General features: G+C 43.9%; 12 protein-coding genes. 9 read left to right on the top strand and 3 right to left on the bottom strand.

What is annotated here, in order from left to right; genetic code table 11:
- Positions 1–23: 23 nt before the first annotated feature.
- Complete coding sequence (locus MED222_RS18170) at positions 24–902, top strand: YdcF family protein (RefSeq protein WP_009845616.1); 879 nt, start codon at positions 24–26, stop codon at positions 900–902.
- A gap of 211 nt (positions 903–1,113) precedes the next feature.
- Here the strand turns inward: MED222_RS18170 and MED222_RS18175 are convergent, their stop codons facing one another.
- On the bottom strand, positions 1,114–1,368 hold the full coding sequence (locus MED222_RS18175; protein WP_009845615.1) for a putative hemolysin: 255 nt from the start codon (positions 1,366–1,368) through the stop codon (positions 1,114–1,116).
- 370 nt (positions 1,369–1,738) lie between these two features.
- On the opposite strand from MED222_RS18175, the gene MED222_RS18180 reads away from it, so the two are divergent.
- The 7 genes from MED222_RS18180 to MED222_RS18215 all read left to right on the top strand — a co-directional run bounded on the left by MED222_RS18180 (position 1,739) and on the right by MED222_RS18215 (position 11,560).
- Positions 1,739–2,257, top strand: a complete 519-nt coding sequence (locus MED222_RS18180; protein WP_009845614.1) for an NUDIX hydrolase — start codon at positions 1,739–1,741, stop codon at positions 2,255–2,257.
- Between the two features lie 504 nt (positions 2,258–2,761).
- A complete protein-coding gene (locus tag MED222_RS18190; RefSeq protein ID WP_009845612.1) occupies positions 2,762–4,873 on the top strand; it encodes an LruC domain-containing protein in 2,112 nt (703 codons plus the stop codon).
- A gap of 12 nt (positions 4,874–4,885) precedes the next feature.
- Positions 4,886–5,419: a hypothetical protein gene (locus tag MED222_RS18195; protein ID WP_009845611.1), complete on the top strand. Its 534-nt coding sequence runs from the start codon at positions 4,886–4,888 to the stop codon at positions 5,417–5,419.
- A 226-nt stretch (positions 5,420–5,645) separates the two neighbouring features.
- A complete protein-coding gene (locus MED222_RS18200; protein WP_032555070.1) occupies positions 5,646–7,409 on the top strand; it encodes an ABC transporter ATP-binding protein in 1,764 nt (587 codons plus the stop codon).
- Complete coding sequence (locus tag MED222_RS18205) at positions 7,403–9,187, top strand: ABC transporter ATP-binding protein (protein WP_009845609.1); 1,785 nt, start codon at positions 7,403–7,405, stop codon at positions 9,185–9,187. The genes MED222_RS18200 and MED222_RS18205 overlap by 7 nt, the downstream gene beginning before the upstream one ends.
- A gap of 129 nt (positions 9,188–9,316) precedes the next feature.
- Positions 9,317–10,156, top strand: a complete 840-nt coding sequence (locus MED222_RS18210; RefSeq protein WP_009845608.1) for a tetratricopeptide repeat protein — start codon at positions 9,317–9,319, stop codon at positions 10,154–10,156.
- 147 nt (positions 10,157–10,303) lie between these two features.
- On the top strand, positions 10,304–11,560 hold the full coding sequence (locus MED222_RS18215; RefSeq protein WP_009845607.1) for a peptidoglycan DD-metalloendopeptidase family protein: 1,257 nt from the start codon (positions 10,304–10,306) through the stop codon (positions 11,558–11,560).
- A gap of 100 nt (positions 11,561–11,660) precedes the next feature.
- Here the strand turns inward: MED222_RS18215 and MED222_RS18220 are convergent, their stop codons facing one another.
- Positions 11,661–11,981: a heavy metal-binding domain-containing protein gene (locus tag MED222_RS18220; RefSeq protein WP_004730185.1), complete on the bottom strand. Its 321-nt coding sequence runs from the start codon at positions 11,979–11,981 to the stop codon at positions 11,661–11,663.
- 72 nt (positions 11,982–12,053) lie between these two features.
- Positions 12,054–12,968, bottom strand: coding sequence for a LysR substrate-binding domain-containing protein (locus MED222_RS18225; protein ID WP_009845606.1), 915 nt, complete (start codon positions 12,966–12,968; stop codon positions 12,054–12,056).
- Between the two features lie 91 nt (positions 12,969–13,059).
- On the opposite strand from MED222_RS18225, the gene MED222_RS18230 reads away from it, so the two are divergent.
- Complete coding sequence (locus MED222_RS18230; RefSeq protein ID WP_009845605.1) at positions 13,060–14,079, top strand: DMT family transporter; 1,020 nt, start codon at positions 13,060–13,062, stop codon at positions 14,077–14,079.
- Positions 14,080–14,106: the final 27 nt, after the last annotated feature.

The following is a 14,106-nucleotide window of genomic DNA, read 5'->3' as shown; positions in this document are numbered from 1 at the left end:
CTAAAACGAGACTTGAACATAAAATGAGCATTATTCACCTCCTTATTGTGCTAGGTAAGCGACTTAATGAGAATAAATTGACTAATGAAGGAATCAGTCGAGTTGATGCTTTAGTTGAGTATCTGGCTGGGCCTTTGGCTGAAGAGTCGAACCAGCAAACGGCTGTGGCGTTCTGTGGTGGGGTGACACAAGGCCAAACCGTTTCTGAAGCCGATATGATGCACGAGTATTTTCGAGAGCTTGAAAATCAACTTGAGTATCCGTTTCCCATAGGGGCGGTTTTACTTGAGCAGCATTCGACAAATACGGTTGAGAACATTCAAAACTTGGCCTCAGAGATGATTGAAAGTGGGCTGTTTACACGCGGGCAGAGTGTGACGGTGACGTTCGTTTCTAATGACTACCACTTACAACGTATCTTCGAGATTCAATCGCTGATGGACGAGCAAGGTTTGCTTAAGGTTTTGGTCGAGAAGTGCTCTGCACTTGGAGTGGAACTACAAATAGATCCTCAGCGAGAGGCTCATGTCGCAGTGCCATACCCTCATCAAACAGAGCAAGGGCAATTGTTTCTGTTAATGGATGCTCTGACGACCTACCGAGTCTATCTTGAAGGTGTCTCTGTGGGTGCATTTAAGAGGGATTTGGATTCAGTAAGACGAGAGCCAGAAAGGTTGTCTTTGGAAGCCTTGTTAGCGGCAAAGGAGTTAGTCGGGCGTTCATCTCATTTTGATATCGTAGAAAGCTTGCTTCCAGTGTTGGAGACCTGCATCCAAAATACCCCAGTCGGAATCGACATAGAAAAAGTTAAGGAGTACCTAGCATTGCTCGATACTAACCTGACTTTATTGAATCGTTATTTAGATCCAGAATCAGATCACACACATCGCTGGTGGAGATAGCGAAAACACCAATATTAGTAATACAGGTAGGTAGCCCAAAGGTGCTTTGTGTATAAAGTTGATGTGTGTACAAAGTTGATGTGTATAGTAAGGTAAACCGACCGCTCGATAGCGAACAGTTTACCTAATGTCATGTCATTTGACAGGGTGGCATTAGTGAAGGGTCAACGTCGTGTATAGGTGTGACGTCAACAGTTCACGATGTCGCAGCTTAGCTTTCTTCTTTTTGCTCATGGTTGTTGCGGTAGTATTCCCACTGTTCGATACGTTCACCGTCATCAAATACACAATAAGTAGTGCGTTGATTGTTTTCAGTTACGGTGTCTAATTCACCATCTTGTTGAACACAATAAACCGCAGCTGGGTTAGCCACTGAAACACGTTGGCCTTCGCTATATTCTGCATAGTCGTTTGCACAACCGCCCAACACAACGGCAAATACAGCCATCAAACCAATTTTCTTCATGTTTATCTCCTACGTGATAACTCTATAATCGAATGCGTTAAGTTCTACAGAACCAGATTAGAAGCTCTATGAAACTAGTATATTTTAGATTTCAGAAAAGGTTGTTCTAATTTGGTCAAGATATTGAAATAGGTTGATATTTCGCTATTTTTAACGGATTTTTGAGTGTTTGATCATGCTGGCATAGCTGGTGCTCTAACAGGAACGGCCTCCGTCAATAAGGTGCTACTTGATGGTTATTTCTACTAGATAGCAGTGGGGGAACAGCGATCAAAAGCAGAGGTTATGTGTTCTTTCAGGGGACGGAGAACGTCGAATCTATTGATGATTATGATATGATGCCGCCAAATTCAGTAGAGCAGTCAGAATCATGAGACACCTAAAAACCACTATTCACCCTGATATCGATCACCTAGACAATAAGACGGTATATAAGCGCAATGCTGCACGTGCGATTGTGTTAGATGGCGAAGACATTTTGATGCTTTATACAGAGCGTTATCACGACTACACCATTCCTGGTGGTGGTTTGGATGACGGTGAAGATGTGATCGCAGGTATGGTCCGTGAGCTTGAAGAAGAAACGGGTGCGAAGAACATTCACAGTATTAAACCGTTCGGTATTTTTGAAGAGTTTCGTCCTTGGTATAAAGATGATGCAGATATAATGCACATGATTTCTTACTGCTACTCATGCAAGATTGATCGTGAGCTTGGCGAAACAGCTTACGAAGACTACGAAGTGAAAAACGGGATGAAACCGGTGTGGATGAATATCCATGAAGCGATCGCTCACAACGAAAAGACCATGGCTGAGAGCCCTAAAAAAGGCATGAGCATTGAACGTGAAACCTTTTTGCTGCATCTAATCGCAAAGGAAATGCTGTAACCCTTTTGATAAATCAAAACTGTTTAAAAGTAGAATGTTTTAAACAGTTTTGTTCACCATGAACCAACAATAATTCCTCCCTCCTTTAGTTGAGCTAACCCATCGTAATTTGAGTTTTAAGCAAAACGCCTCCAGTCCGTAAACAACCTATCCGTTTCCAACCAGCATAGAACGTTTCTTTATCTAACAGACTTTCAAGTTGACTAACCTCTCATCAAATTGATTCTTATTTTGAAGAAAAGACCGTTTCATTCTGACTGTAATTTCAATGTGGAAAAATAAGTCTTATTTTTCAATGTTATACGGTGATTTTGAAACGATCGGAAACTTGGCTTCTCTTTTGCTTCTTTGTATTAAGCAGCTCGCTTTATCGGCACCAACATAATAAACAAAGATGCGAATAGTTTGTTTCAGAGTTAACTGAGACGCTTCTTTAACTTGCCGTTCAGAGTTCACACACTTTTCAAGGAAATCGCTCATGCGAAGAAGAAGTCGAGGTTTACTATGAAATACAAGCAAGTTATTTATCTTATGACGGCCGTTGCCAGTGCCCCTGTCTATGCAACGACGGTAGATTTGGACTTTTCAAATCATGTAGAGGCGACGAACGGCAGCAGTTCGTGGGCTGGGCCAACCTATGATGGATCTTCGATGCACTTCCTCAACGTTGGTACACATGATGGAAAAACAATAGATGCCAAAGTGTCTAGTAGTGTGTTCGGTGATGCGACATTTTTGTTTCATGCTCCTAACTACAAAGTTGGTGCAACACAACCCTCAGGAGATATTGGTTTTCTCTATCAAACTAACTCTGCGGGCTCTGCAGGTCTAACTTATACGTTTGAATTTTATGATGGTACGGATGGCCTCTCAGGTACGTTCTCAGTGCCTTATACACTTCCCGAATTTGACATGATTGGCTATGACATTGATGGCGAACCCGTGCAGTCGGAGCAAGTAAGAGTGTTTAAAAGTGAAGGTTTCTACAGTTATCAACTTGGTAGTGCTAGCGCGAGTTTGACGGCGGAAGAGAGTGCCGATGGAACGTCGGTTCTATTCACCGGGCCAGGTACGAACTATTCGGAAACCGACACTTCCGGTGCTGTAAAATTCACCTACAAGAATACCTCGATTGTAACTCTACAATTTGAAACGGTTACGAGCAGTAGCAGTAGTTTCCCCAACCCGATTTTCTCGGCATTTGACGGTAACTGGGACTTATCTGGGTTTACTACGCCAATAGAAAGTTCAGATGAATCTGATTTTGGTGACGCTCCTGATAGTTATGGAACGTTGCAGGCGAGTAACGGTGCTGAGCATGCGATATCTTCCACACTGTACTTAGGTGCTAGTGTTGATGCCGATACAGATGGCCAACCTGGTGCATCATCCAACGGCGATGATTTGGATGTTGGCGGAAATGATGAGGACGGAATTACATTGTTGACGAACCTTGAAGTTGGCTTAGACAGTTTAATTAATGTCAACGTTGTGGGGAGTGGTTATCTGCAAGCTTGGGCTGACTGGGATATGAATGGATCTTTTGAGGATGACGAGCAGATACTAAAAAATCATTCTGTTGTAGATGGAAGCCAAGTCGTCCCTATTCGAGTGGGTGATGATGCTGTCGTTGGGAGCGTACAAACTCGATTCCGTTTAGCGAGTAGCCCTAACATTCCGAGTGACGGTTATGTTGGTGATGGTGAAGTTGAGGACTACGTGTTTAACGTTACGGATCCTGGCACAACGGTTCAACATTCGAATTACTATACAGCGGCCTTCGAAGATAATTGGCCAGAAGTTGGTGACTTCGACTTAAATGACGTTGTGGTTTACTACCGCACCACCATTTTAAGTAAAGAGGACGCAGTGCTTCGAATGGATATTACGGGAACCATAATGGCCTACGGTGCTTCTTATGGTAATGGACTGGGATGGAAGCTTGATGGCTTCGATGAGTCAGATGTCGATCTTCAAACGGCTCGAGTGCAAAAGAATGGCGCGACTCGGGTAAATATTTCGCCGTTTACGGGTGAAGACAAAAGTGTTGCATCGCCAGGAGGAGACCTCGTTGTTGTCGCGTCGTTGAACCTAAAAAATGATCTGCCGATTAACGGTGAGTGTATGTTCCACCGCACTAACCCTTCTTGTAGTCCGACTTTAGAAGCTGACCAAATGACGTTCAGTATTTCTCTGCCGTTTGCTTCTGGAAACGAGCCCACAGCGAGTTCACTGATGCCATTAAGTGGCTTCGACCCATTCATCTTTGGTGCGGGAGCGGGTTATTACCATGGTGACAGTTTCTCTACATCGCCAGGGAAAGACTTAGAAATCCATACTGCGGACTTCCCACCAACGTCGCGTGGCACGTTAGTGAGTGATTTCTATGGTATTGCACAAGATGATTCAGACCCGTCTAGTGATAAATATTACCGAACGACACAAAACATGCCTTGGGGTATCTTAATTTCATCACCTTGGAATCATCCATCAGAATACATTGATGTTAGTGAGGTGTACCCCGAATTTGCTGAGTGGGCTACATCAGGCGGTGCTTCAAAACCAACGTGGTACCAAAACCCTAACGCCAACAAAACTTGGTCAACGGAAGATTAATCAGGAGGATTTATGAAAACAATCAAACTAATTTTGAGTGGTGTAGGCTTTGTATTCCTTTCAGCTTGTGGCGGCGGAGGTGGAGGTGATAGTACCGCTTCATCTCCAAGTGCTGTCGCTCCTCCGAGCAATACTACGGCTCCGGTCCCCGTCACTCCTCCGAGTAATTCGACCGTTGGTAGCAATAACGTTGTGGCACCTGCTCCAGTAGTGGTACCGCAGTCTATTAAATCATCTGAGTTATCTATACCGGAAGGTTTTGATTTTTCTACGGAGAGAGAAGTGTCTGTAAACGTTGACGTAGCAAGCTCGCAAAGTTCTCGAGGTTTTATGAGTATTTATACAGAGTTCAATGGTGATGTTGTCGATTACACCTCACAAGTGCTGAGGAGCCCAATCAATCAAGATATTGATTTCTCTACAACTCTCCTTTTACCCAATCATGTTGATAAAGTATGGGTTGAAGTCTGGTATCCGTCGGCAATGGGAAGTGAAGTGAAACTCCTTGTAAATATTGAGGACGATAATGTAGACGTGATTCTTTAATCTTTATCTTCTACCAAACAACGTTACCGCTATTTAGGCGGTAACGTTGTTTTAGGCGCTTTTGTTGTGAATTTTTCTAACATCGAGACCTGAGATAACCTGTATAAAATGAATGGAGTGATATTATCAATCCGGTGTTTTAGGTGTATCTTTACTTAAGTGACGCTCGTTTCTAGCTTTACGAAATCACCAAAACTCGGTGAGCCTGCCCTAAACAAAGAAGACTATGAATAAAAGACAGTTTGTTGCCCACTATTTGCGCATGAATCGCCCCTCGTACTTACTGGCGATTGTGTTCATTTTTCTCGTTAACTGGTTACAGGTAGAGATCCCTCGTTATATCCAACTTGCCATCGATCTTATTGAGGATGCTTCAACAACGGGCCATCAGCAGCTTCAAACCTATGTTTGGATCGTGGTCGGCATGTCGGTTGCCATGGTGGTGGTGAGAATTCTGTCTCGTATCTATGCGCTTAATCCGGGGCGAATTACAGAAGCCGCACTAAAGAGTACACTTCTACAAAAGCTGAATCGCTTACCGAGCAGCTTTCATGAACGTTTTGCATCTGGTCGGCTAATTTCAATCATGAATAATGACCTTAGCGGCATCCGACTGATGTTTGGTGTGGGGTTTCTTCAGTTCTTCAATGCGTTACTCGCGTTATCGCTGACACCTCTTTATATGTGGCGTATATCGCCAGAACTCACACTGTATTCGATTATTCCTATCTCAATCGCTTTTGTGATTTTTCGGGTGGGCTTCAAGCGTATGAAAACGCTGCATTTAGAGCACATGAAACGTCTGCAAAACCTGTCTGCTCAGCTAATGAGTTACCTGTCTGGGATTGATTTGATTAAGAGCCAGCAGATGTCACCTTGGGTGAAAGCTGAAACTGAAAAGCTGAATCAGTTATTACTTGAATGCCGCCTTAAAATTACACGTATTCAAGTCTTCTTTATGCCAGTACTCGACTACGCCAATGACCTGATGAAAATCATCATTCTTGGGCTCGGTGGCTACATGTTAATGAGACAAGAGCTAACCCTCGGTGAGATTACTGCCTTTCTGACTTACTCGGTTTTGCTCGCTATGCCATTGATGCAGCTTGGCAGAATCGCGACCATTTATCAGCGTGGCATGGTGGGTATTCAAAGTGTACAAACCATTCTTAATGCCAAAGTTCCAGACCTTGATGAAGATAAGCTCACTGAGTTAGATGTTGAATCTCTGAAGGGAAAAACGTTTTCTATTCGCAACCTCAGCTTCAGCTATTCAGGTGAAGAGCGTCTGATTCTCGATGACATCAGCTTTGACATTCCAGCAGGTAAGAAAGTGGGTGTGCTAGGCGGAATCGGAGCGGGTAAAACGACATTAGTGAATTGCTTGAACCATCACTTGGATGTACCAGAAGGTTCGGTTTTTCTTGGCGAAAGAGATGTCACTAGCTTCTCGCGCAGTGATTTGCGCCGTTACGTGAAAACCGTGACGCAAGACCCTTATCTGTTTTCTGCAACCGTCGAAGACAATATCCGCTTCGGTAGCTTAGATACTGACTTGGCAAAGAGTCAGGTTGATGAGGTTTTAGAACTGAGTCAGTTAGCCAATGACGTTACACGTTTTGAGCATGGCGACCAAACCTTAGTCGGTGAGAAAGGGATCATGTTGTCGGGTGGTCAGAAACAGCGCTTGAGCATTGCGCGATCTTTATTGCAACCCACCGACCTGATCATCATGGACAACGTTCTATCGGCTGTCGACTATGAAACAGAACGTAAGATTTTAGAGGGCTTGTTTAAGCGCTTGGAAAATCAATCGGTACTTGTGGTTTCACACCGTGTTAATGCCCTTGAATATATGGATGAAATTATCGTGTTGAACGAAGGTAAGGTGATTGCGAAGGGCGACCACGCGACGTTATTGAAAACGTGCGATTACTATTACGATACATGGCAGTTACAGCAGAATGAAACGGAGGCAGCAGCATGTTAAAAGGTGTTGATCTCAAGTACCTCAAGCACTTTTTTAAGTTTGCTAAGAAATACAAAGGCTCTGCGATTCTGGGCATCGCTATGCTTCCTCTTTCTGTCATCACGAGCTTGTTGTTCCCTTGGCTGATCATTCAAGTGATCGATGTTCACCTGAGTCATGGGGATATGGATGGTCTGCTCGAATACGTCTTCTATCTCGTTGCCGTGCTGGTGGCGAGCTATGTGGTGGATACCACCTATTCGTACAACCTGCGTAAAACCGGGCAATACACGATAACTGACATGCGCTCAGTGTTGTTTGCTCGTGTGCTCAAACTACCACGCAGCTATTTTGATAACACACCGATTGGCGTCACGCTTTCACGACTAACCAGCGACTTGGAAACCATCGGCGAGACGTTTGTTCAATCGGTTGTTGGTCTAGTGAAGGACAGTATCAATACCATTGCTCTGTTGGTAATGATGTTCTTCATTGATTGGCAATTAACGATGATTGTTTTGATCATTATGCCGCCTGTGATGTATTTGACGGTGTACGTGAGAAACCGACTTCGTGAACTGTACAAGGTGACTCGTTCTTCGCTCGCTCGTGGTATTGGCTTTTTACAAGAAGTCTTATTTGGTATGAAAACCGTTCAGATGTACCGAGCGGAAGATCAAGTAGAACAGCGTTACCAAGGCTATACCGATGAGTTTTTAAGAGCGCAGAAAAAGATAAATAAATACGATGCGATTTTGTTCTCGTTTATCTCTGGCATCACCTCTATCACCATCGCAATTATGATCTGGTATGGCTCTGAGCAAGTGATAGAAGGGGCACTCACGTTGGGTGTGCTAATTGCGTTCATCAACACCTTAGAGAAAGTGTTTGTGCCGATCCGTGACTTTACTTCGCAGATTGCTTCGATTCAGAGTTCATTTGCAGCGTTTGACCATATTGAAGAGCTGTTTGTTGAGCCGACTGAAGAAGAAGGGCGCAACCTGTTGCTATCGAGCAAGGTTGAAAAACAGCTCGAACAGTTTGTGAGCCTAGAGTTTAAGAACGTGAGCTTCCGTTACAAAGACGACTCTCCTTATGTTCTAAATAATGTATCGTTTTTATTGGAGAAAGGGCATCAAATCGCGCTTGTAGGTTCGACGGGGTCAGGTAAGTCGACGGTTCTGCGTCTAATCTCTAAAACCTACCAAGACTATGAAGGCAGCATTTTGTTGAATGGATTAGAGCTGTCTCAGATCTCAAGCGAAGACTCTGCTCATTTGTTCTCAATGATGATGCAAGACGTGCACTTATTTGAAGAGACCATCCAATTCAATATCGCGCTGGGTAAAACGCATCTATCTAGAACTGAGGTTGAACAGGCTGCGCGCTATGTTTATGCCGATAAGTTTATTGAACAATTGCCACAAGGTTATGACTTCCACTTGGAAAAGAACGGATCCAACTTGTCTGTAGGGCAAACGCAGCTTATCTCGTTCGCTAGAGCGGTTGCACAAGGTGGACAACTGATGATGCTTGATGAGGCGACCAGTTCGGTAGATTCAATCACCGAAGACCTAATTCAAAAAGCAATGCAGCGCCTTTTCAAGGAAAAAACCGTGATTGCGATTGCACACCGTTTGAGTACCGTTCGTCACTCAGATACGATTTTGGTGTTGGAAAAGGGTGAAATTGTTGAACAAGGTAACCATCGACAGCTGATAGCACACAATGGAATTTATGCAGGATTGTTGGAAGAGTCCGTGGTTGGAGGAATCGATTGTAGAAAGAGTCGATTGTAGAAGTGAGTGACTATCGAGCTATAAATAACTATTAACTAATACGAATAAGCCAAACTTGTCGACTTCCTAGCTTGTATGACTATTACAAGATACAGTTAGCCTAAAGATGAAACATATAAGGAATGTATAATGCTTCGAATCTTATTGATTGCAGTTATCTCGGTGTTCAGCACGATGAGTTTTGCAAGCGAAGAGGTTGAGTACTCAGAATTGGACTATTTAGATCGACCGTTGATGGAACGCTATATCTTGGATGAATTGAAGCAGCTAAGAATGGACCAACAAGATCTTGAAAGACGTTTGACTATTCAGATGACCGACCGTGAGCTCGCTGTGGCGGACAAATCGCTGAATTACGCCAACGTGACTGTAACCTATTTTTTCTACATTATTGCGGGTGTCGCTTCACTTATCGCATTAGTTGGGTGGCAATCGCTTAAAGAACTCAAGCACACAACCAAAGAGATGGCTGACCAGCGATTGAATTCTATCGCTCAAGAGTACGAGAAGAAGTTTAACGTTCTTGAAAGGGATCTAAAGCGTAAGACTCGAATTATCTCAGAGAACAACCGAGAAATTGAAATCATCAATGAAATACACAACTTATGGTTGAGAGCGCAAAATGCTCAAACCGCCGAGCAAAAAATTGAAATTTACGATGAGATCTTAAAAGTCCGCCCTGGTGATTTAGAGGCGCTCACTTATAAAGCTGATGCCGCAATGGACATGCAGGAATACCATTGGGCAATGAGCTTATGTAACCGTGTATTGGAAGTGGATGATCAAAATGCTCACGCCTTGTACCAACGAGCTTGTTCGTATGCAAGATTAGGTGCTGAAGGTCAGGCAATCGACGACTTAGAGCGCTCTATCGAAGCCAGTGGCTCAATGCGAGAGTTGCTAGCTGAAGAGCCAGATTTTGAGATGCTACGCGGCTTAGATCGTTTTGAAGCGCTTTGTGAAGAGTAATTATTTAATGGCATGGTGAGCTTCGTACGCTTACTATGCTTTTAATCATTTTTACGGAACGGTTTCTTACATTTCGCTTATTTTACTGAATCAATTGTTATGTTATAACATTTGAAAAGTTCATTGTGATAACCGTTAAGTATTTTTATGAAGTTCCTCCGCACTGGCCTGATTGTTACTGCTATCAGCGCATTTTCACTTGCTTTATATCTTTCTCTTTCTCCTGAACCACCAGAAGACATCGCTATCAAAATTACACCTTACCAAGGTGTGGTTTCGGCTGATGAGAAGCCATCGAGTTCAGACGTTGAGTCAAGTTCTCTGGTAAGAGTTCATTATTTTGTCAAAGTTGGGGATACACTCAGTAATGTATTTACCTCTTGGAAACTCCCTTACGGAACGGCTCAAAAGATACTTGAGGCCGATCTAGAATCACTGAAACTGGACACGATCAAGCCTGGTGATCATCTAGAGTTGTTGTTGGATAGTGACTCTAAGCAGCTAGTCGAATTGATTTACCATGAGAGCTTGGTTGAGCAGGCTGTTTACACAGAAAATGATGACGGTAGTTTTAGTTATCAGTTCATCGAGACTCCTGGGGAATGGAAAGAAAAGCTGTACGCAGGTGCGGTGCAGGGTAGTTTTTCCACGTCAGCTTACAAGGCCGGTTTAACCAGTGCCCAGATAGCCAATATCACTCGAACGCTGAAAGATAAAATTAACTTCTCCAAAGATCTCAGAGCTGGCGACAGCTTTAATGTTTTGGTTAAAGAGCAATACATGGAAGATCACTTAACGGGTAAGACTGAAGTGCAAGGGGTCTCTATCAAGCTACGAAATAGGGAAGTGGCGGCTTTTCTTGCTGCGGATGGACGTTTCTATGACCGAGAAGGGAATAGCCTTGAGCAAGCTTTCAATCGATACCCAATAGACAAACAATTCCGAAGAATCACTTCATCATTCAACCCATTCCGAAAGCATCCTGTGACTGGACGTGTATCGCCGCATAATGGTACTGATTTCGCCACACCTGTGGGTTCACCCGTTTATTCAACGGGAGACGGTAGGGTTGTGGCACTTCGTGACCATCCATACGCAGGGAAATACATAGTGATAGAACATAACAGTGTTTACAAAACTCGTTATCTGCATTTGAGTCGATTCTTGGTTAAGAAAGGGCAACAGATTAAGCGTGGGCAGGAAATTGCGTTGTCGGGTGCAACAGGCCGTTTAACAGGGCCTCACTTACATTTTGAAGTGTTGGTACGTGGAAGGGCGGTCGACGCGATGAAGGCTGACCTGCCTTTGGCAAGCTCTATATTACCGAAAGACAAGGGGACGTTCCTCGCTCGAATTGCCTCTTTTGATGAGATCATCTCTGAGCAAGAAGGCAGAACGAGTTAAATTCACTTCAGCCACGGCTTATCCTTATTCCAACCTTCTGGTGATAAACAAACCGAACGTTGGAATAAGCATTTATTGAATCACATGATTTCAGATTCGATTAAGCGACGACAACCGCTGTTCCGCTGGCTGATACCATCAACATGCCATTACCTGTTCCTAAGACTTCATAATCGATATCGACACCAACAACTGCGTTTGCACCCGCTTCAATCGCTTTCTGCTCTAGCTCTTTGAATGCGTAGTTACGTGCTTTCTCCAGTTCCTTTTCATAGGTGCCAGAACGTCCACCGACGAAGTCTCGAATACCTGAAAACATATCCTTGAATACGTTAACCCCTAGAATGGCTTCTCCGGCAATAACCCCTTTGTAATCGACAATGCGTTTGCCTTCGACAGATTGTGTGGTGGTAATAATCATAATGGCCTCTGTAAGTTAGATGGTTGGTTACTAGATGAGTTGTTACTAGTTGGTTTGTTACTTGATGATTAGTTACTCGCTGAGTTTTGTCTCTGAGCGTGTGAATTCATGCCTCAACCATGTTCTCAGTTTTAGCACACTTTCTTGTTTTAATTTGTTTTTTGGACAAACGAAATAGAAATCTTGATGGGGGTTAGCCACTGGCTCACTAATTTCGACCAACATGCCATGGCTGATGTCATCTTTCACAAACAAGCGGTGAGTGACTAATACACCAAGCGAACGAATGGCAGCCTGTACGGCTTGAATCGAGACATCGAACGTCAAGTTACTGTGGAACGTCGGCATGGGTATTTGGTAATGATCGCACCACACTTGCCAGTCATGCTGTCTTCTTGGGTTGAAGACACCAATGGTTGGGTTTTGTTTCACCAGTTGTTCAACGCTTAATCCCATTTGGTTTTTCAATAGTGCTGGGCTGCACACCAATACCAGATCATCGTCACCGAGCTTTTCGCTGTAATATCGGTCCCACTCGCTCGGTTTACCGTGCACCAGCGCGATGTCGACACCTTCCTGCTCTATGTCGAAAGTGCCCGTTAGCGTGGATATACGAATATCAAGAGAGGGGGCAAAGCTTTGGAATTCCGAGACTCGCGGGATCCACCAGTGCATGGCGAGTGAGTTCACCATGTTGAGGGTAATGCGGTGATCGTTAGGCGTTCTGGCAAGCTCTTCGGTGGCTTCTATCACCTGTTCAAGTGCGGGCGCAACCTTTCGATAATATCGCTTACCGGCGGCATTAAGAACAACACGACGACCTACTCGCTGAAATAGCGGTTTATTAACCAGTTGCTCTAGTGATTTGATGGCTTGGCTTACTGCAGAATGACTGACATACAACACTCGAGCAGCGTCGGTCATGCTGCCGGTTTCAGCAACAGCAATGAAAGCATAAACGGATTTAAGCGGGACGAGTTTCTTCATTGGTAAGTTTTCCTTACAGTTATGGTTAATATTACTCGCTATTTTTCATCACGTCACGCTTCTAAAATAGGTGTCATAGGAGGTGATAATTATGTCTGATATTACCAAGGCGACGACTTTCATGTTGTTGTCGACGTTCAGTTTGTCTTTGAGTGGCTTGATGGCCAAGTATCTATCTGAAGTGATGCCAATCTCGTTACTCAGTTTTGTGCGTTTTTTGTTACCCAGTCTGTTCTTATTTTTATTCTTGATGTTTTACAAAATAACGAAACCTTCACTCGATATGTGGAAACCTTTGGTGATGCGGGCGATCTTTATGGTGGCGTGTCAGTGGTGTTTCCTTACTTCACTACAAACCTTAACGCTGGTTGAAGGTGTGGTGTTATTCAGTACGGGTCCGCTGTTTATTCCGTTGTTAGAAAAATTAATATTCGGAACCAAGATTCATACAACGACTATCGCATGTTTAGCCATTACATTTTTCGGCGTAGTGATGATGGCAGGGGATTGGTCGCAGTTTGAGTTTGGTTCGGAATTCTTTAGGCCAGCGCTATTGCTAGGGTTATTGGCGGGTGTGTTTAATTCAGGTTCACAAGTGAGTTTGTATCGAGCATCCAAGACTAGCCTGGCACCCGCAGAGCTTAACGCGTGGACGTTCTTGGTCGCGGCAATCTTTGTGATACCAATGGTTGTGTTTACTTCAGTATCTGCGGATCCAGATATGCTTGAGAGTGCTGCGGGCAATGGAACCTTTTCGGCTCTGCTATCTTTTGAAGGCTTACGCTGGATTGGGCTTGGCGCTTTTGGATTGGCTCTATTTACTATTAACACGCAAATCTTCCGCTCGAAAGCGTACAAGTTGGCAGACAGCGGTTCTCAGTTGGCTCCCCTAATTTTCACGAACATGCTGTTCAGTGCGTTATGGCAGAGCTTGTTCTTTGATGACGTGTTTTCATCTCAGCAGTTAATCGGCATCAATTTGATAGTCGTGGCGAGCATAACCAATACTCTATTGGCTAAAAGACACAGCAAAGCAAAAGCCAAGCAAACACCTCGATCTGCTGTGGTTGTAGCAGATGCTGCGGTTTTGGACTCTGCCGTTAAAAGCTAAACATTGAGGCTGAAGATTACAGACAAA

The sequence above is a fragment of the Vibrio sp. MED222 genome (assembly GCF_000153005.1).
GTDB classification, from domain to species: Bacteria; Pseudomonadota; Gammaproteobacteria; order Enterobacterales; family Vibrionaceae; genus Vibrio; species Vibrio tasmaniensis_A.
The sequence above is the reverse complement of the archived record's forward strand: the minus strand, read 5'-3'. Positions and strand labels throughout refer to the sequence as shown.